Below are 17,521 nucleotides of genomic sequence, written 5' to 3' on the forward strand. Positions count from 1 at the left end.
TTATCAGCACTTTAAACCGCTACGGCCTTTCTTTGCAGGTCAAAAATTTCGCGAATACCCTGTTTTCCTAGTTCCAGCATTTGCATTAACTCATCGCCAGAGAAGGTTTCGCCTTCGGCTGTGCCCTGAATTTCAATAAAACCGCCGTTTTCATCCATCACCAGGTTCATGTCGGTTTCAGCGGATGAGTCTTCGATGTAGTCGAGGTCGAGAATTGGGGTGCCTTTGTAGATGCCAACTGATACTGAGCCAACCATGTGTCTTAATGGGTTGGTTTTGATCATGTTGGTTTTACGCATGTGGAACAGGGCGTCATGCAACGCGATGCTGGCACCGGAAATAGAGGCCGTGCGGGTGCCGCCGTCTGCCTGCAACACATCGCAGTCGACGTAAATGGTATTCTCACCGAGCTGGCCCAGGTCCACTGCTGCGCGTAATGAGCGGCCAATTAAGCGTTGAATCTCAAGTGTGCGACCACCCTGTTTGCCGCGAGAAGCCTCTCGGTCCATACGAGAGTGGGTGGAGCGTGGCAGCATACCGTATTCGGCAGTAACCCAGCCCTGGCCTTTGCCTTTCAGGAAGCGCGGAACGCCTTCGACCACACTGGCGTTGCAGAGCACTTTGGTCTCGCCGAACTCAATCAGTACAGAACCTTCTGCATGTTTGGTAAATTGGCGTGTAATGGTGATTGGGCGAAGTTGATTACTGCTACGGCCACTCGGTCTCATGGTGATCCCTTTGTCTGGATGGAGTTAAGTGGCGCAATTATACGAAAAAGCCGGCCATATTCCTATGGGTAAGCGCCGTCTCGGAGATCTAACAAATTGCGACAAGCTGCAATTAAGTCTTTGTTTTGTGATGTCTGTTGTCAGTATTTTTGACATTGTTCACAAAAGGAGGTGATGGAAACACCTGTATCATTTTCTTTGCGATTTGTATCACAATGTATCTAGTGTGACTGGAGTAATCTAGCGCCACTATAAGTTCGGAGGTACATAATTATGAAATTGAAACATGGCTTAGTGCTAGCCAGTGTTTTACTCGCATTGGCTGGTTGTAAATCAGATGACGATCCAGAGAGCGGTAAATTAGCGTTAGCGATTACCGACGCACCGGTTGATGGCGCTGAAGCGGTTGTGGTTGAGTTTACCGGTATTGAGGTACAAGGCCCTGGCGAGCGCTTAAACTTTGATTTCGACACACCGAAAACCATTGATTTGTTACAATTGACTGGTGATGAGTCACTCGAGCTGTTGCCCGAAACGACGGTTACTGCCGGGCAATATCAATGGATTCGTTTGAAGGTGAATGCTGAGCAGGGTGTCACTGATTCTTATATTGATATTGATGGTGCTCGCTACTCATTATATGTCCCAAGCGGTGCGCAGACTGGACTGAAATTAAACCGTCCGTTTACCATTGCTGCTGGTGGCATTACCGATTTCACCATTGATTTTGACTTAAGAAAATCTGTGCATGAGCCTCAGAATGGTAGCGGCGATTACTTCTTGCGTCCAACATTGCGAATTGTTGATAACCTGGAAGTCGGTCATATCAACGGTTTAGTTGAGGAAACCTTGCTTAATGCGGAAGGTTGTTCGGAAACTAGCGGTGTTTATCTGTTCGCAGGCTATGACGCGGAAACTGATGACATTGATGCTAATGAGCCAGAGCCAATTACTACCACAACGGTAGAAATGAACACTGATGGCTTCTATGGGTATGAAATTGGTTTCGTGCAGGCGGGTGATTACACTTTAGCCTTTACCTGTGAAGCGGCAAATGATGATCCTGAAACGGATGATGCTATTACGTTCAGCGCAACGCAGAATGTTACGGTCAGTGCTGGCGAAACAGCCACAGTAGATTTTTAATAATTCCCCTAACTAAAGAAGGTCAGCTTATGCTGGCCTTTTTTTTAAATGCGATGGAATAAAACCGTAACTTGAAACGTCTCCATTAAGAGACATTGCAAAAATGAATGAGTAATTACTTAACCTGGAGGTAGTCTCTTATGAATGCGAAATTAAAAGCCAGTTTAGTTGCGGCCATTGCTGCTATGACCGTTATGGCATGTAATGATAATGATCCAGACAGTGGCACGTTATCAGTCGCGGTAACTGATGCGCCGGTTGACGGTGCTGAGGCAGTAGTTGTCGAGTTTACCGGTATTGAGATTCAGGGCAGTGGTCAGCCTCAGAGTTTTGATTTTGATACACCTAAATCCATCGACTTATTGCAGTTAACGGGTTCTGACTCGCTTGAGTTATTGCCTGATACCGAACTTGCAGCAGGCCAGTACCAATGGCTTCGTTTGAAAGTGAATGCCAATCGTGGTGTGACCGATTCCTATATTGATATTGATGGGGCGCGTTATTCATTGTTTATCCCAAGTGGCAGTGAAACTGGCTTGAAATTAATCCGCCCATTTGTCATTGCAGCAGGTGGTTCAGCTGATTTTACCATTGATTTTGACTTGAGAAAATCAGTTGTTGATCCTCAAGATGCTGCTCAGGATTATTACTTAGTCCCTGCATTGCGTATTGTTGATAACCTGGAAGTGGGTCATATCAATGGTCTGGTTGATGAAACTCTGGTAAATGCCGCAGGCTGCTCTGAAAGTAGTGGTGTCTACTTGTTTGCTGGCGCAGACGCAGAGCTAAGTGATATTAATGGCTCTGAATCTGATCCGATTACCAGCACGCTGGTAGAAATGAACAGTGATGGTTTATATGAGTATGAAATCGGTTTTGTTCAAACCGGTGACTACACTCTGGCTTTTACCTGTGAAGCCGGTTTTGATGACCCTGCTACAGCGGATCAAATTAACTTTAGTGCAACAACTAATGTCACGGTGGAAGTTGATCAAACAGTAACTGTTGATTTCTAACTTGGCGTCGTAGAAGGAAAAGGTCGGTGTTGCCGACCTTTTTTTTATGGCTAAGTAGTTGTCAGATTAAACGTTGCTGGTGGCTTGGGAGCTGCGCATCAGGCCACGCCCCGAACGATAAATGAGCCACAGGAAAAAAACAGGGAACAAAATAGTTTGCACGATAAAAACCGTGATCAGTTCAATCACATTTTTACTGGCCCTCTCTGCGGCTTGCTGATAGGTCTGCACCTGTTTTTCAATATCCAGCTGACTGATGGCGTTATCAAACCATTCCTTGGCACCTTGGTAAGCTGATTTCTCTTGCTGAGGCACAACTCCTTCTTCGGGGGTATTACGCTCAATGGTCTGGCTTACACCCTCCAGTTCCTGTGTCGCTTCCTGGTAATTTGGTGCCAGAAACAGGTTGTAAAGCCCCTCATTTGCCAGCGCCATGGCCGGTGTGGCAAAACGTACCAGAACTAGAAAGATCACTGTTTTATGCCACAAGGGATGCAGTCCTTTTGCGCTGTTGCGTCTTACAATTAACACAATTCCATAGATGAGCCAAAAGCCGATGACCAGATAATTGAAAGCATCCCAGGCAGAAATGGACAATAGCAGCTTTTGCACACCAATGGCTGATGCTGCAATCAACATCACCATCGAAAAGCGTTCCACCAGATCATTGATAGGGTCGAGAATTTCCCCGGGTGATAAGTTGACGCCGAGCCCCGCTGGCTGCATTGCAACTTCGGCTTCCTGCGCTACTGAAATTAGGCCGTTGAGAGTTCTAGATACGGCAAAAGAAATTAAAGCGCGTTTAAGAGCCTGATCAGTATATTCTTCGCCAAAATGATCCAGCGCCTTGCTGCCTGCCAATAATGAAGCCAGCAGCAAACCTAAAATATAAATCCAAAGGTTGATTTTTTTCATGGAGTTACCTCGCTATAACAGGAATATCCTAGCAAGAGGTTATAGAGAAATCTCGAAAAGCTTTAGGGATTGAGCAGTAGTTAGGGTTTGTCACTTGTTCCAGAGACGGAGAAAAAAGAGCAACTGGGGCCGCGCTGCTACCCATCCTGCCAGAGGTTTGGAGGGGTAGGATTTCCAGCAATGGATAGCAGCTTAATGCGGCGCTTCCCAGACTTGCTCCTCCTTGAGGAGTCGTTTACTGCGGCATAAGTTTTCGTCTGATGCCGAACAGTGTTAAACCTAATAATAGCCATAAAGGTGTGGAGCCTCCGCCACCACCGCCTGAATCAGGCTCGGGCTGAGGAGTCGGTGGTGGTGCAGGTGGTTCTGCATCGCCAATCTGACTATTATCTTTTAATACGAACAACCCATTGGAAATATCGCTGACCAGGATATTGCCACTGGGTAAATAAGGATAGGCGCCCCAGGCACCATCAAATTGTGGGTCATTGGCTTCCGGAATCGGGTAGGTATCAAAAAAGCCAATTTCTTTCGGTGTTGCCGGGTTTGACACGTCGAGTACGGTTAACCCACGTTTATAGTTGGACATGTAGTACTTGTCGCCCAGGGTGAAACCATTATGATCGATAGCTGGCGTAGAGCCGACATAGGAGCCGACGACGCGAGGCGAGGTAAGATCCTGAATATCCATCACGTAAAGCGTTGTGTTGACGCCACGATTACGCTCATCCAGTTCGTCCTGAATAAAGACATAGTTTTTATCATCAGAATACCAGCCGGAGTGAGTATAGCTGGCTCCGGCATAACTGGTGCTGCTAATTTTGAATGGATTGGCCTTGTCGGTGGTATCCCAGATATCAACGGTATTCTCATTAAAGTCAACGAAAATCTCGCAGGGGTTATGGCCATCGGCACATTGAGCCGTGCGAGCATCATCAATAATCAGGTTCGTGGCATCATGGACATAGCCGGCTGAACTTGGCGTGGTAACCAGCGCTGGATTAACTGGATCGGTCAGGTCAAATACGCGGTAGGAGCCATTGTCGAGGTTCGAGCCTGCGATATATAAATAGGCCTCATGCCCTTCGAGTGCCGTGCCATCAGCATAGTTGATGTTGCCCAGGTAAACGTTATGCGCAGTCTGGAACACATTGATGGTATTGACCAGCTCAATGGACTCAGGAGCATTGCTCAGGTCGATAATTTGCAGGCCGCCCTGTCCTTCGGTGGTCACATAAGCATAAGCTTTATATTGCTGCGCGGCATCATCAAAATACTGATACACCTTAACGTCGCGCCAGGTGCTGTTTACGCCAGTTATCGAATCAACCTCGACCGGATTAACCGGATCGGTTACATCGATCAATACGGTGCCGTTATAAAGCCCCATCACCGCATATTCGCGGTTATTGTTTAAATCCACATAACCCCAGATATCATTAGCACTGGATGGGCTGGAGCTTAATTGGCTTAAGGGCAGGTGTGATTCGAGATCAACATTATGACAGGGATACTCGCCGGCCTGGCCATTGGAGCAGGTCAGTTGCTTTTCGACGCTTGTAGTAATCTTTTGATAGCGCTCAAGAAGTTTAAGATATTCGGGTTTCAGTCGTTGTTCGGGAAGCCCTTTGGCATCCTGCAAAAGACGGAAGCCTTTGTTGTCCAGTTTTGCGCGGTACTCAGCAGGAATACCAGTAATGGTCGTCAGGTTTTGGTCAGGGTTCTGTTTGGCGAACTGGTCTTTGGTAGAAAAGCCACCTTTCACCGCCACCATATCATTTAATAAATAGAAGATGTCCATTTCACCTGCATGGTAAGTGCCTGACGCCACATAGATTTTATCGCCCTTGCTCGATTGGTTGACTGCATAGGCAATGCTGGCGCAAGGTGCAGAAGGTTTGGAACAGTCACCCTGATCGGTGCCGGTGTCTGCAACATAACGCACCGGGTGCGAGCCACTGTGGGCCGAAACTGATGAATGCAGTAAAGAGATGAGTACTAACCCAAGACTTCCTGTGACTGTAATTATTGATTTCATGTGAGCTACCCCGTTTCTATAGTGCCAATCTATCGGAGAAACTTTCTCCGAACTTACGACAATATCACATTAAAACAATTAGACGCTGAACAGTTACAATCTGTTACAGAAATCTGCATTAAATCAGAGGCTTAGTACATAGAATGATGACTGGTTCAGAAGTTCGGAGTTACCCATGGTGCGCGTCATATTTTTTGTTGTGTTTTTACAGTTAGCAGGACCGGTTGTAGCAGCAAATCAATCAACGGATAAAGCAGAGATGTTACCTCAAGGCAGTGAACTGATAAATCTTAATGGCCGCAGTCTGCACATTCGAAAATTAGGAAAACCTGAAATTTCAGAGCCTTACCTATTATTATTGTCGGGTCCTACCGATAACTGGCATAGCGACACTGGCTGGTGGGCGTTAGCACAAAACGTATTGGCCGAAGATCATCTTACGATTGCCATTGACCGTGCTGGACATGCCTGGTCAGAATCTATTGCTGAACCTTCTTACCATCAGTTTGGACAGGACTTGGCGAGTTTTATACGCCGACAACAAAGCCCTGTCATATTGGTGGCCTTTGCCAGCTCAAACCTATCACTGCATACGCTGATAAATGATCAGGAGGCTGCTCCCTTTATTCAAGGTGCCGTGTTAATCGATCCTGATGTTTTAACGGACCATTCGATAAAGCATTACACCACTGAAACTGAAAAATATCGCCAAGGCTGGAAGGGAATCGAAGAGTTTATATTATCGGGAAAATATGATGAGAATATGCAGCGAAAAATTGATGACGAGAGAGCGCATTTAAAGTCGATCATACCCGCAGCGTTTGCAAGCTATATGGACTGGAATTATTACTCTGCAATTGAGGCGATCAGAAACACCAGAGAGTATCAGGTGGAAAAGTTTCGTGAAGTGACTCATTACCGTGAGGACTTGCTGGAAGCGAAAAGGAATCCATTGCCGACAAACTTGCCTCTGGTGATTATCGATAGTGATTTTGAGACCGGATATTTACCCAAGATCGAGGATGAACTAATTAAAGCATCTATTGTTCAATGGCGAGATGAAGGGCGGGACTGGTTTTTTGAGTTAGCACAGCGTAGCAAGTGTGGAGCTTACTGGCCATTAGAGAGTCAGGAGCATCTGATTATGATGGAACAGCCCGAGTTGATTGCTCGGGCTGTTGAGAAATTACTGCAATGTGAATAACGGATTAAAGCGGACGCTGTACGCCGTCTTTTATAGCCTGTTCTTTTACTGCTTCGGCAATTTTTTGCGCCACATTACGGTTTAGCGGGTCAGGTAATACATGATCTGCTGCCAGGTGATTGACCGCATCGGCAAGCGCATAAGCAGCGGCAATTTTCATGGCCTCGGTAATGCGGGTTGCTCTTGCCTCAAGTGCTCCTCGGAAAATGCCCGGGAAAGCTAGAACATTGTTAACCTGATTCGGGAAATCGCTTCGGCCAGTGCCCACAACCGCTGCACCTGCAGCGATGGCTTCATCCGGCATGATTTCTGGAATAGGGTTGGCCATTGCCAGAATGATCGGAGCCTTATTCATCATCTTGATGTTTTCGCCTGTCAGCAGATTGCCTTTAGAAACACCGATAAAGACATCAGAATTTGTTAATGCATCCAGCAGCTTGCCGTTACGATTATGGCGGTTGGTGTAAGCCAATAGCTTTTGCTTTTCCTCATTCAGATCCGAACGGTCAGGAGAAATAATGCCTTGCGAGTCACAGACCAGAACGTCTTCAACAGGGATACAGGCAGCTTCGTCATGACCGACGCAGCGAAGGAGTTTTGCAATCGCGGTACCGGCAGCGCCCGCACCATTGATAACCACTTTCAGTTCCTTGATATCTTTGCCTGTGACTTTGCAGGCATTAATTAAAGCGGCTAATAGGACAATGGCTGTACCATGCTGGTCATCGTGAAAAACAGGAATGCCAATATCCTGTAGCGCTTCTTCAATTTCAAAGCATTTTGGTGCAGCAATATCTTCCAGATTGATGCCGCCAAATGTTGGTGCAATGGCTTTGACTGCGGTAATAATTTCTGCAGCACTTTTTGTGTCTAGCACTAATGGCACGCCATCAATATCCGCAAATTCTTTAAACAGAATGGCTTTACCTTCCATCACTGGTAAGGCAGCCTCTGGCCCTATATTGCCAAGACCCAATACCGCAGAGCCATCAGACACGATAGCAACCGAATTACCTTTCATGGTGTAAAGGTAGCTGGAGTTTTTATCTTTGGCGATATGGTTAGAAACGGCGGCTACGCCAGGAGTGTAGGCAATGGACAGGTCTTCACGATTTTGCAAAGGGACTTTGCTTTTAATGGCCCATTTGCCACGTAAGTAACGATGAATATCTAGAGATTTTTTGAAATAGTCGCTCATAAGTTTGCTTGGTTCGCGATAAATGGCTGCAATGATACGCTTATTGTAAGGGATTTGTGGTCGGATTAGCAGGGAATCGTCGAGATTGTAGCTAATTAATTGGGCCAGCTGAAGGTGGCTTCACCTTGCGCTGGCCACTATAAACACAGTTTTATTTTTTGTTAGGAAAAGCTTTGCTTAACCAGTAGTCAGCAGAAAAATAGCGCCCGGCGCCGGTAAAGAATAAGGATAGCAGCACAATGAAGTAAGTTGCTGCAAATTCGATACCGTTTTGCAGAATGACGATATTGCCTTTGCCAGTCAGCCAGCTGTAATCACCATGATCTTGCAGAATGGTTCTCGCTCTTGCAAGGCGCTCAGAAATTTCAGGATCGGTTGATTGGGCAATCGCAAACCAGCCGTTATCCCAGTGAACTGCAAAAATGGCGACCAGCATGGTAATCATCAGTGGAATCGTGATCCAGCGAACGGCAAGACCTATCAGCAATAACACTGCGCCGACGCTTTCGGCACTGGCTGCCAGAAAAGTCATAACTTCTGGAAATGGCAGCCCAAGCCCCCATTCGCTATTACCAAACCAGTTGGCGGTGCTTTCAAAGTTGGCAAATTTGCGCGTGCCCGCTTCCCAGAATGGAAAGAACAATAACAGGCGAAATAATAGAGGGGGCAGTCCGTCAAGGTGTTTGACTGAGTTACAGACTGCTCCGGTAAAGCTGTAATACTTATCTGTTAAAGTTGGCATGAATAGCTCCTATTTATAGATTCTTGGTCGGAATCTTGTTTTCTTGATAAGGGTGAACTTTATCTATTGGAGTCGAAAGGCCGGTTTCTGTTACAACCCGCATGTGATGGCGCTTGAGTTGGCGTGGTTCCTTGACTCCGCAGGAGTGCGCAATCATGCCCACGGCTTTGACCATATTCTTGTGATAATGATAGACACGAACGGATTTGTCTGTGATGTCGAGCCCCTTTTGCAGATCCGGATCATGGGTGGTGACACCCGTTGGGCAAGTATTTTTATTGCACTGCATGGCCTGAATGCAACCCAGCGCAAACATAAAGCCGCGGGCGGAAAGCGCAAAGTCAGCACCCATGGCTAAAGCCCAGGCAACCATCGAGGGATTAATCATTTTGCCGGAGCCAATCACCTTGATGCGATCGCGAAGTCCCTGCTGCTGAAGAATATCAATAGCCATTGGCAGGCTTTCTTTTAAGGTCAGGCCGACGTAGTCAAATAAAGGCTGAGGTGCTGCACCAGAGCCGCCGTCGGCGCTATCAATAGTAATGAAGTCGGGCGCAAACTCGATGCCGCGCTTATGGATTTCTGCGCAGAGTTCATACAGGAAGTGTTCGCCACCGAGTACCGTTTTAAAGCCTACCGGCTTTCCGGTGACTTCGCGAATATGATTAATCATATCCAGTAGATCGCTGACATTGTGGATTTCGGGGTGACCATTAGGGCTGATCGAAGCTTTTCCTTCGGGAATGCCGCGAATCCTCGCAATTTCTGCGTTGACCTTTGCAGCAGGAAGGATACCCCCTTTGCCTGGCTTAGCCCCTTGCGCCAGCTTAAGTTCAATCATCTTAACCTGTGGGTGCTCGGCAACCTGTTCGAGCTTTTCGTCACTCAGTTTGCCTTCTGCATCTCGAACACCATACTTGGCGGTTCCAATCTGAAAAACTACATCTCCGCCGCCAGTCAGGTGATAGGGTGACAAACCGCCTTCGCCAGTATTGATCCAGCAACCGGCACGAGCCGCACCGCGTGATAATGCTTCGACCGCCACTTTTGACAATGCGCCATAACTCATGCCTGAAATATTGAAAAAACTGCGGGCAAGGTAAGGTGTACGACAATAGGGACCAATCATTACAGGCGGTGCTTCAACTGCATCTTCCTCCTGAGTCGGGAACTGATCATTCATGAATAGAACTGTGCCCACCTGATTCAGGTTGCGGGTTGAGCCAAAAGCCTGAGTGCGGCTGATGTTCTTGGCCGCGCGATAGACCCAGCTACGCTCGGCACGATTAAAGGGCAGCTCTTCGCGATCCATCGAGAAAAAGTACTGACGGAAAAATTCGCCGAGATGTTCAAACCAATACCGAAAGCGCCCAATCACCGGAAAATTATGGCGAATGGCGTGTTTTTTCTGAGTAGAGTCAATGACATAAAAGACAATAGTAGTCAGCAACAATAGAATGATGGCGACCACAAAAAAGCCCGCTATCCACTCCATTGTGGTCTTAACAAACGACATAAAGCCTTCTGATTTCATTATCTGGTTCCTTAACCCTGTTTCTGAATTGAGAGTTGAGACAAGCGCTGACATCGTCAAACATTCAATATACTATTGATATCGAAAACTGCAATTGTGAGCTTAGGTGTAATATTACTACTCAATGCTACTCTAATGCCGTTATTCTTATGTGAAAGCTGCTAGAGAACTAACTTATTGATACAAGGCGACTGATGAATAAGACTGGAGTGTCCACAGAAGAAGCTCTACCCGATGAGCGCGAATTGACTCAAAGGCTTATCAGCAATGACCAACAGCTGTTTATGACTGTGGTAAAAGCCTGGCATCCCTCTCTTTATAGCGTTGCAGCAGCAATTGTTGGCCATTCCATTGCCGACGAAGTGGTGCAGGAAGCCTGGGTCTCGGTAATCAAGGCACTTCCTAAATTCGAGGGGCGATCTGCCCTTAAAACCTGGGTCACACGAATTGTCGCTAATGAAGCCAAGAATCGCTATCGCAAAGAGTCGCGTTCAGTGTCTCTGGAGTCAGTGGACGAGAACTGGGCAACAGATTCAAGACTGGTCAGCGATCCGCGCTTTGATAGTAGTGGTCATTGGAATCAGCGCAATCCAGCCTGGGATATGGGTTCTCCGGATGAACTCTTGTCTGCTCAAGAATTGCAGGACTGCGTGGATAAACATCTTGCCCGATTGCCGGAGCAACAAAGATACATCATGGAACTGCGTGATGCAGGCGGTATGGATATGGAAGAAATTTGTAACATTCTGGAAGTTAGTTCATCCAATGCCAGAGTGCTGCTGCATCGTGCCAGAGATAGAATTCAGCAGGTGGTAGCCAAATTTCAGAGGACAGGCGAATGTTAAGTTGCAAGCATCTGGTCGAGCAGGCCAGTGATTATATTGATGATGAAATGAGCATGAGAAAACGAGTTCAGGTCAAACTGCATCTCTTCATGTGCGTCAGCTGTCGCCGATATTTAAAGCAATTGAAACTGACCATCGCCATGTTACACTGTAAAAATCAGCACCAGGCACCAGAAGCTATGTGCCATCACCTGCTAAAAGAGTATCAAAAAAACCTGCCGAAGCAGGGTTCATAAATCATCGAATATATCGGCTTACTCTTCAGCTTCAGGCTTAATAGTACCTTCCATCGACTGCAATACATCGCCATTAAAGTGCAGAATTAAACGCTCTTCACGCTTATCACCACTCGATGGCACCATATAATACAGGTAATACCAGGTGTCTGAATCAAGGTTGGTATTAAGAGCCGGGTTGCCCAGCACATAAGAAACCTGATCCTTAGTCATGCCAGGTTTAATCTTGTTCACTTCAGATTGCTCAAGGATATTACCCTGCTGAATGGTTGGTTTATAGACGCAAGCGCTCAACAAGCTGAAACAAATCAAAAGCGCAGAAAGAAAAATAGTTTTCATGAAAATCCTGATAGTTAGTGTTTTTTGCTGAAATCGCCATTCACAAGTATACTGAATGGCTTTTCATAAATTCTTGGCATAGTATAATCATTTTGCCGCGCAAATCTATTGGAGGATGAGTTTTTGGAAAATCAGCAACTGAAAAAAGCCGGATTAAAGGTCACCCTGCCGAGGGTTAAGATATTACAAATCCTGGAAAGTTCCGATGATCGTCACCTTAGCGCGGAAGACGTCTATAAGCTATTGCTCGAGGCCGGCGACGATGTAGGTCTGGCTACAGTCTATCGGGTTTTAACCCAGTTCGAGTCAGCAGGACTTGTCACCCGCCACAACTTCGAAGGTGGCCACTCCGTATTTGAAATCGACGATGGCGAGCATCACGACCACATGGTTAACGTCGATGACGGCACAGTCATAGAATTCTTCAGCGAAGAGATTGAAGAGTTACAGCACAGGATTGCTGAGAAGCATGGTGTTGAGATTGTGGATCATAGTTTGGTACTCTACGTAAAAAACAAGAAATAACCTTAAACTTGTCTTTTCTTCCGATAACTTTGTTAAAATTCTCTTCGAGGCTAGTCATTTACAGATTGTAAACTCCTAGCCTCTCATCAATTTTTGTCTCGTTCTCGAAAGAAAATCCTGCGTTTAACTCGTATGAATTAAATGGTCGCCTCCGTTTTTTCGCCAGCTTGCGCCTTGCTCTTGAGCGAAAATTCACATTTTAAGTAGTTATATGCATTACTTATATTTTTCGTAGGGGCGGTTTATGAATCGCCCGTTCTTAGATTAAGCTCAACTGTTTAACAGATTGTAAACTCCTAGTCTCTCATCAATTTTTGCCGCGTTCTCGAAAGAAAATCCTGCGTTTAAGACTTTGAGCTAGAGGTCGCCTCCGCTTTTTCACCACTTGCGCCTTGCTCTTGGGTTAAATCAACATTTTAAAATCATAACGTCATTGCGATGAGCGCAGCGAAGAAGCAATCTCGTTGATGGCTAACTGCTACTGAGTCCGAATGTAAAATCTACTTTAATTGATTGAATTTTGTACAGTTGTGAGTATGCTTATGGCTAATTTGGTGTCGAATTGATACCTGTAGCTTGTGCTTGTCTGGGGATGGACTTAACTACTAACAAGGAGTTTTACCATGTACAAGCAGTCTCTCATAATGCTCGCGGCTCTCGCGTTCTTCACTATTCTATTTAACCCATTGGCAGTCTCTGCTGCGGAAGAAAAGCCTCCCGCTTTGGTCAATATGTGGGTGATGGAAGTGGACTCTGATAACTGGGAAAAGTTTGAAAAGGAGTTCAAAGAGCATATCAAGGATAGGGTCAAGGCCGGCGATAAATTCAACTGGCAGGTCTACACACCTCATACTGGTTCAGATCTTAATAGCTACATTATTCGTGCCTGTTGCTTTAAGTGGGCAGAGTTGGATGATTATGCCAAATGGGCGAATGACTCCAAGATTATGGATAGCTGGGATAAAGGTCCTGACCGGTATGTTGAAAAGTATCACCATCAATACAGTTGGATTGATATGGAAAACAGTCACTGGAAAGAGGATGTGATGCACAAATATGTTGGTGTGACCAAGTATTACCTCAAACCCGATGCAAAGGATGTTGATAAGTCAGTAAAGGAAATTAGCGACCTGGCTAAGGCCATTAAATGGGACATGAGCTGGAGCTGGGAAGTGGATGTCACTGGAAAGGGTGACAGTCTGTATGCCGCTTTTGGATTTGAAAATTTCGCAGCAATGGATCCGCCGGGTCCAAGCTTTAGTGAGCTAGCGGAAAAGCACCTTGGGTCAAAAGAAAAGGTTGATGAAATTTTTGACCGCTTCGGTGAAAAATATAAAGGCACTCACTACGAGATTTATCGTCATAGACCTGATTTGTCGATGCCATCTAAGTAAATAAGTAAGAAGAGCTTTTCGCTCAACAGCTGTGTTGCTCTTGGGCGAAAAAACGAAACTGTATTTACTCTTCTCATCCCGCGGCTCTGACTGCGGGATCCAGTGGAAATCAATGTTCTGAGATTTATTTGAAAATTGTTATTTGCGATTTGTTTCTCATTTTGCGTTCGGGCACTTCCTTACAATCCTCCATGTTCATAGTAAACATGGAGAAAAGGAATGCAAAACCTACCTATCAGGATTAAAAGAGCCAAAGAGCTCTGCAACCGTGCAATCAATTATTCAGATTTTGGTCACTGGCAGGGCTCTGGAAAAGAACCTAATTGTAAGCTGGAAGAAAGAAGAAGCAGAACTACAGTACTTGAAATTCACTGGCCTACTGATGAATCGGTAAGACAGTGGAATAGCTTTATAGAACGGAACAAGCGAGCAACTGGTTATCTTATTACTGGGGTAACTTCGCTTGGGCTAGCTGTTGGTGGTGTAGTTCTATTGGGTGCTAAAGGTGCTGGTGGAATGGGATCGGCACTTGGAGTTTGGGGAGCTGATTATATTCATGACATTAGTCTCAGCGAAATATTGTCTAAGGTGGAACTACCTTGGGCGACTCGTGGTGGTTACCTGTCAATAACTGTTAATAAACAATTCCGATACGCAGTCCAAGATTGGAAAAATGAATATATAGTTGAAAATTATACGGAAAGGTTTGATCACAATGGTCAGCCAGATGGCTATACTGACTACCAGCGACAAAAGTATAGAATGCGTAGCGAGCAAGAAGTCGAACTGTTCAGAACTTTTGTAATTGGGAAAAGCGAAAAGGTTGTGATGGATTATGGAGTATCGGACTCTATAAAAAAATATCCTTACTATGTGGGAAAATAGATGAGCTTAAGTGAAACTGCAAAAGACCTAATCTTTTATGTCGGTCTTATATTATCTTTAATTGTGTTTTTAACTTTCATGCTGTTTGATACACCTCCTTTCTGGTTGAAGGTGAGTCTTGGAATTTGTATGGGGGCAACCTGTTATTTTGCCCCTCTTGCAAGAAAGAAAGGTTGAAAAGCGAGCGGACTGCCGCTCTTTTTTATGCTGTTTTGAGAAGTTCTTTAGCGTGCTGTCTTATAGTTTCAGTGATTTCGACGCCGCCTATCATGCGGGCGATTTCTTCAATCCGTTGAGTTTCGGTGATCTCAAGCAGTTGGGTTTGAGTAGCCTTTTTATCCTGTGACTTGCTGACCTGCAGGTGGTGGTGGCCTTGGGCGGCAACCTGTGCCTGGTGGGTAACGCAAAGGATTTGTGCTTTTTTACCAAGCTCTGCCAATAGCTTGCCGACGATTTCGGCGGTTCCGCCACCAATGCCAACATCCACTTCGTCGAATATCAACGTTGGCAATTGTGTGGTTTGAGCATTGATAACCTGTAGCGCAAGACTGATGCGCGACAATTCACCGCCGGATGCTACTTTGCGTAAAGGCATCGGCTTTTGGCCTGGATTGGTGCTGACCATAAACTCGGCGCTTTCTAATCCAGTGCTGCGGTAAGCATCTGCATCCTGTTCATTAAAGGCGACTTCAAACACGCCATTGCCGAGGCCCAGTTGTTGCATTAATTTAACCACTTCCTGGTTCAGCTTTTTGGCGGCAGAGTGACGTTTGTTGCTGATGGCCTTGGCCAGTTCCAGATATTGCTCCTCGAGTTTGGCGAGTTCCTTTTCGAGATCATCAAAAGTCTGTTCATCACCTTCCAGGTTTTCGAGTTCTTGCTGCAACTCCTGTAAGGTCTGCGGCAATTCTTCCATGCTGACCTGATGCTTGCGCGCCAAGTCATGTAAGGCTGATATTTGTTGATCCAGTTCCTGATACGCTTGAGGATCGATATCCAGTCCTTCCAGATAATCGCGCAGTTCATGGCTGGCTTCGTCAATCTCTACAAGGGCGGACTGCAATAGGTCATGAGTGTTTTGTAGACCTTCATCTACTGCCAGCATGTCACTGATCTGATGCACGATTCGACCAAGGTTGGATGAAATATTGTCATCATCCTCGCTGAGTGCCGCAAGGCTTTGCTGGCCTTTCTCAAGCAGACGACTGGCGTTAGCTGCTCGCTTATGTTCCAGCTCAATGTCGTTAGCTTTATCAATCGGAGCCTGCTCCAGTTCCTGCAACTGAAAGCTGATCAGATCTTTTCGATCATTCTTGTCTTTTAAAGCACTTTGAAAGGCTTTCAATTTGCCAGAAATGCTACCAATTTTGCTGGCAACTTTGGCCAGTTCCGCACTTTGCTCGGTCAGTCCCGCGTAACGATCCAGCAATTGCAGATGTACTTGCGGTTTAAACAGCGATTGATGCTCATGCTGTCCGTGGATATCGACCAGAAAATCGCCGAGCTCCGAAACCTGTGCCAGATTAACCGGCTGGCCATTGACGAAGGCCTTGGAACGACCATCATGATTAATAACGCGCCGCAAAATACAATGGTCGTCATCATCCAGCATCTGTTCGTCTAACCAGTCTTTGACGTGTGGCAATTGCCTGATATCAAAGTAGGCGCTGATTTCCGCACGTTTGGCGCCGTTACGCACCACGCTACTGTCGGCGCGCTCGCCCAGGGCATAAGACAGGGCATCAACCATAATCGATTTACCGGCACCGGTTTCACCAGTGATCACGGTCATGCCGGATTTCAGGTCGAGATCCAGTTGGTCAATAATGGCGAAGTCTTTGATATGAATACTGGTTAGCATAGCGTGTTATCAGTTGTTGTCGCTGGCCTGAAAGCGTAGCTTAGAGCTTTGAGCCCCAGCCGAGTTTGGTTCTTAATAAGCGGAAGTAATCATAATCTTTTGGGTGCAACAACCACAAGTCTTCTTTACGTTTGCGCACGCAGATTTTCTCTCCGGGCTGAACCGGGAAGCGCACCTGACCGTCACAGCTTAAACGTGCTTCGTGAGGGTTGGTTCTACTGAATACAATTTCAACCTTGCTGTCTGCGTCAATCGCAATCGGGCGACTGGACAAAGTATGCGGGAACATGGGCACCAATGTGATGGCATTGATAGAAGGTGAAAGAATCGGTCCGCCTGCGGATAAAGAGTAGGCGGTAGAGCCGGTCGGGGTTGAAATGATCAGACCATCGCCACGGGCGCTATACACAAATGAGTCGTCAATATAGACCTCAAACTCAATCATGCGCGAAATTTCACCGGGATAGAGCACAATGTCATTCAGCGCATCACTGTAGCGATCATCACCATCAATGTTAGCTTCCAGTAGAAAGCGCCTTTCTTCGGTGTAGTCACCGGCCAGAATTTCGCTGACTTTTTCGGTTACCTGTTGCGGCTGAATATCGGTCAGGAAACCCAGATAACCGCGATTCACGCCCAATAGAGGAATATTGTAGGCTGCCATCAGGCGGGCGGCATAGAGCATGCTGCCATCACCACCAACTACGATAATCAGATCGCACTGTTCGCCGAGGGTTTGCCAGTCGCACTGGAATTCCTGCGGTATTGATAAGTCTTTAGCAACTGCCGTTTCGACCAACACCGAATGCCCTTCCTGCTGCAGAAAGGAAAATAAGGTGACAATGGTTTCGCCAACTTCATGATGTTTTGGCTTGCCCATGATGCCAATGGTTGCAAAATTCAGGTGTGACGGCA

Annotated in this window: 18 protein-coding genes; 9 read left to right on the top strand and 9 right to left on the bottom strand. The window is 46.2% G+C overall.

Annotated features, from left to right (window positions below; all coding sequences use genetic code 11):
• Positions 1-11: 11 nt before the first annotated feature.
• Positions 12-728 carry a ribonuclease PH gene (rph, locus tag HUJ19_RS12935; RefSeq protein WP_290624718.1) on the bottom strand — a complete coding sequence of 239 codons (717 nt, stop codon included), beginning with the start codon at positions 726-728 and terminating at the stop codon, positions 12-14.
• Positions 729-1,001: 273 nt separating this feature from the next.
• On the opposite strand from rph, the gene HUJ19_RS12940 reads away from it, so the two are divergent.
• Both HUJ19_RS12940 and HUJ19_RS12945 read left to right on the top strand, forming a co-directional pair.
• Positions 1,002-1,874, top strand: coding sequence for a DUF4382 domain-containing protein (locus tag HUJ19_RS12940; RefSeq protein WP_290624719.1), 873 nt, complete (start codon positions 1,002-1,004; stop codon positions 1,872-1,874).
• A 140-nt stretch (positions 1,875-2,014) separates the two neighbouring features.
• Positions 2,015-2,890 (top strand): DUF4382 domain-containing protein, encoded by an 876-nt coding sequence (locus HUJ19_RS12945; protein WP_290624720.1) that lies wholly within the window; start codon positions 2,015-2,017, stop codon positions 2,888-2,890.
• A 66-nt stretch (positions 2,891-2,956) separates the two neighbouring features.
• Here the strand turns inward: HUJ19_RS12945 and HUJ19_RS12950 are convergent, their stop codons facing one another.
• Together HUJ19_RS12950 and HUJ19_RS12955 are read right to left on the bottom strand one after the other, a co-directional pair.
• Entirely contained in the window at positions 2,957-3,805 is an 849-nt protein-coding gene (locus HUJ19_RS12950) for a hypothetical protein (protein ID WP_290624721.1), read from the bottom strand.
• A gap of 235 nt (positions 3,806-4,040) precedes the next feature.
• Complete coding sequence (locus HUJ19_RS12955; protein WP_290624722.1) at positions 4,041-5,843, bottom strand: choice-of-anchor B family protein; 1,803 nt, start codon at positions 5,841-5,843, stop codon at positions 4,041-4,043.
• Positions 5,844-6,018: 175 nt separating this feature from the next.
• On the opposite strand from HUJ19_RS12955, the gene HUJ19_RS12960 reads away from it, so the two are divergent.
• Positions 6,019-7,047, top strand: coding sequence for an alpha/beta hydrolase (locus tag HUJ19_RS12960; protein WP_290624723.1), 1,029 nt, complete (start codon positions 6,019-6,021; stop codon positions 7,045-7,047).
• Between the two features lie 4 nt (positions 7,048-7,051).
• On the opposite strand, the gene HUJ19_RS12965 is transcribed toward HUJ19_RS12960, so the two are convergent.
• The 3 genes from HUJ19_RS12965 to HUJ19_RS12975 form a co-directional block, all read right to left on the bottom strand.
• A complete protein-coding gene (locus tag HUJ19_RS12965; RefSeq protein ID WP_290624724.1) occupies positions 7,052-8,245 on the bottom strand; it encodes an NADP-dependent malic enzyme in 1,194 nt (397 codons plus the stop codon).
• A gap of 151 nt (positions 8,246-8,396) precedes the next feature.
• Complete coding sequence (locus HUJ19_RS12970) at positions 8,397-8,987, bottom strand: DoxX family protein (protein WP_290624725.1); 591 nt, start codon at positions 8,985-8,987, stop codon at positions 8,397-8,399.
• Between the two features lie 13 nt (positions 8,988-9,000).
• Positions 9,001-10,521, bottom strand: coding sequence for an FMN-binding glutamate synthase family protein (locus tag HUJ19_RS12975; protein WP_290624726.1), 1,521 nt, complete (start codon positions 10,519-10,521; stop codon positions 9,001-9,003).
• Between the two features lie 194 nt (positions 10,522-10,715).
• Between HUJ19_RS12975 and HUJ19_RS12980 the strand changes: the two genes are divergently transcribed.
• Together HUJ19_RS12980 and HUJ19_RS12985 are read left to right on the top strand one after the other, a co-directional pair.
• A complete protein-coding gene (locus HUJ19_RS12980) occupies positions 10,716-11,366 on the top strand; it encodes a sigma-70 family RNA polymerase sigma factor (RefSeq protein ID WP_290624727.1) in 651 nt (216 codons plus the stop codon).
• Positions 11,360-11,602, top strand: coding sequence for an anti-sigma factor (locus HUJ19_RS12985; RefSeq protein WP_290624728.1), 243 nt, complete (start codon positions 11,360-11,362; stop codon positions 11,600-11,602). Before HUJ19_RS12980 ends, HUJ19_RS12985 begins: the two co-directional genes overlap by 7 nt.
• Before the next feature lie 18 nt (positions 11,603-11,620).
• On the opposite strand, the gene HUJ19_RS12990 is transcribed toward HUJ19_RS12985, so the two are convergent.
• A complete protein-coding gene (locus HUJ19_RS12990; RefSeq protein ID WP_290624729.1) occupies positions 11,621-11,941 on the bottom strand; it encodes an outer membrane protein assembly factor BamE in 321 nt (106 codons plus the stop codon).
• 123 nt (positions 11,942-12,064) lie between these two features.
• Between HUJ19_RS12990 and fur the strand changes: the two genes are divergently transcribed.
• The 4 genes from fur to HUJ19_RS13010 all read left to right on the top strand — a co-directional run bounded on the left by fur (position 12,065) and on the right by HUJ19_RS13010 (position 14,922).
• Positions 12,065-12,466 carry a ferric iron uptake transcriptional regulator gene (fur, locus tag HUJ19_RS12995; protein WP_290624730.1) on the top strand — a complete coding sequence of 134 codons (402 nt, stop codon included), beginning with the start codon at positions 12,065-12,067 and terminating at the stop codon, positions 12,464-12,466.
• Between the two features lie 644 nt (positions 12,467-13,110).
• Positions 13,111-13,860, top strand: coding sequence for a hypothetical protein (locus HUJ19_RS13000; RefSeq protein ID WP_290624731.1), 750 nt, complete (start codon positions 13,111-13,113; stop codon positions 13,858-13,860).
• Positions 13,861-14,079: 219 nt separating this feature from the next.
• Positions 14,080-14,745: a hypothetical protein gene (locus HUJ19_RS13005; protein ID WP_290624732.1), complete on the top strand. Its 666-nt coding sequence runs from the start codon at positions 14,080-14,082 to the stop codon at positions 14,743-14,745.
• Positions 14,746-14,922, top strand: coding sequence for a hypothetical protein (locus tag HUJ19_RS13010; protein ID WP_290624733.1), 177 nt, complete (start codon positions 14,746-14,748; stop codon positions 14,920-14,922). It abuts the gene before it with no gap.
• 25 nt (positions 14,923-14,947) lie between these two features.
• On the opposite strand, the gene recN is transcribed toward HUJ19_RS13010, so the two are convergent.
• Both recN and nadK read right to left on the bottom strand, forming a co-directional pair.
• Positions 14,948-16,606: a DNA repair protein RecN gene (gene recN / locus HUJ19_RS13015; protein WP_290624734.1), complete on the bottom strand. Its 1,659-nt coding sequence runs from the start codon at positions 16,604-16,606 to the stop codon at positions 14,948-14,950.
• A gap of 40 nt (positions 16,607-16,646) precedes the next feature.
• On the bottom strand, positions 16,647-17,510 hold the full coding sequence (nadK, locus tag HUJ19_RS13020) for an NAD(+) kinase (protein WP_290624736.1): 864 nt from the start codon (positions 17,508-17,510) through the stop codon (positions 16,647-16,649).
• Positions 17,511-17,521 lie beyond the last annotated feature (11 nt).

Source organism: Kangiella sp. (genome assembly GCF_014762745.1).
In the GTDB taxonomy this organism is placed as follows: domain Bacteria; phylum Pseudomonadota; class Gammaproteobacteria; order Enterobacterales; family Kangiellaceae; genus Kangiella.

Bases quoted from the DNA above. Each gene is read 5' to 3' on its own strand.
- rph (WP_290624718.1), bottom strand. From the start codon at position 728: ATGAGACCGAGTGGCCGTAGCAGTAATCAACTTCGCCCAATCACCATT.
- HUJ19_RS12940 (WP_290624719.1), top strand. From the start codon at position 1,002: ATGAAATTGAAACATGGCTTAGTGCTAGCCAGTGTTTTACTCGCATTG.
- HUJ19_RS12945 (WP_290624720.1), top strand. From the start codon at position 2,015: ATGAATGCGAAATTAAAAGCCAGTTTAGTTGCGGCCATTGCTGCTATG.
- HUJ19_RS12950 (WP_290624721.1), bottom strand. From the start codon at position 3,805: ATGAAAAAAATCAACCTTTGGATTTATATTTTAGGTTTGCTGCTGGCT.
- HUJ19_RS12955 (WP_290624722.1), bottom strand. From the start codon at position 5,843: ATGAAATCAATAATTACAGTCACAGGAAGTCTTGGGTTAGTACTCATC.
- HUJ19_RS12960 (WP_290624723.1), top strand. From the start codon at position 6,019: ATGGTGCGCGTCATATTTTTTGTTGTGTTTTTACAGTTAGCAGGACCG.
- HUJ19_RS12965 (WP_290624724.1), bottom strand. From the start codon at position 8,245: ATGAGCGACTATTTCAAAAAATCTCTAGATATTCATCGTTACTTACGT.
- HUJ19_RS12970 (WP_290624725.1), bottom strand. From the start codon at position 8,987: ATGCCAACTTTAACAGATAAGTATTACAGCTTTACCGGAGCAGTCTGT.
- HUJ19_RS12975 (WP_290624726.1), bottom strand. From the start codon at position 10,521: ATGAAATCAGAAGGCTTTATGTCGTTTGTTAAGACCACAATGGAGTGG.
- HUJ19_RS12980 (WP_290624727.1), top strand. From the start codon at position 10,716: ATGAATAAGACTGGAGTGTCCACAGAAGAAGCTCTACCCGATGAGCGC.
- HUJ19_RS12985 (WP_290624728.1), top strand. From the start codon at position 11,360: ATGTTAAGTTGCAAGCATCTGGTCGAGCAGGCCAGTGATTATATTGAT.
- HUJ19_RS12990 (WP_290624729.1), bottom strand. From the start codon at position 11,941: ATGAAAACTATTTTTCTTTCTGCGCTTTTGATTTGTTTCAGCTTGTTG.
- HUJ19_RS13000 (WP_290624731.1), top strand. From the start codon at position 13,111: ATGCTCGCGGCTCTCGCGTTCTTCACTATTCTATTTAACCCATTGGCA.
- HUJ19_RS13005 (WP_290624732.1), top strand. From the start codon at position 14,080: ATGCAAAACCTACCTATCAGGATTAAAAGAGCCAAAGAGCTCTGCAAC.
- HUJ19_RS13010 (WP_290624733.1), top strand. From the start codon at position 14,746: ATGAGCTTAAGTGAAACTGCAAAAGACCTAATCTTTTATGTCGGTCTT.
- recN (WP_290624734.1), bottom strand. From the start codon at position 16,606: ATGCTAACCAGTATTCATATCAAAGACTTCGCCATTATTGACCAACTG.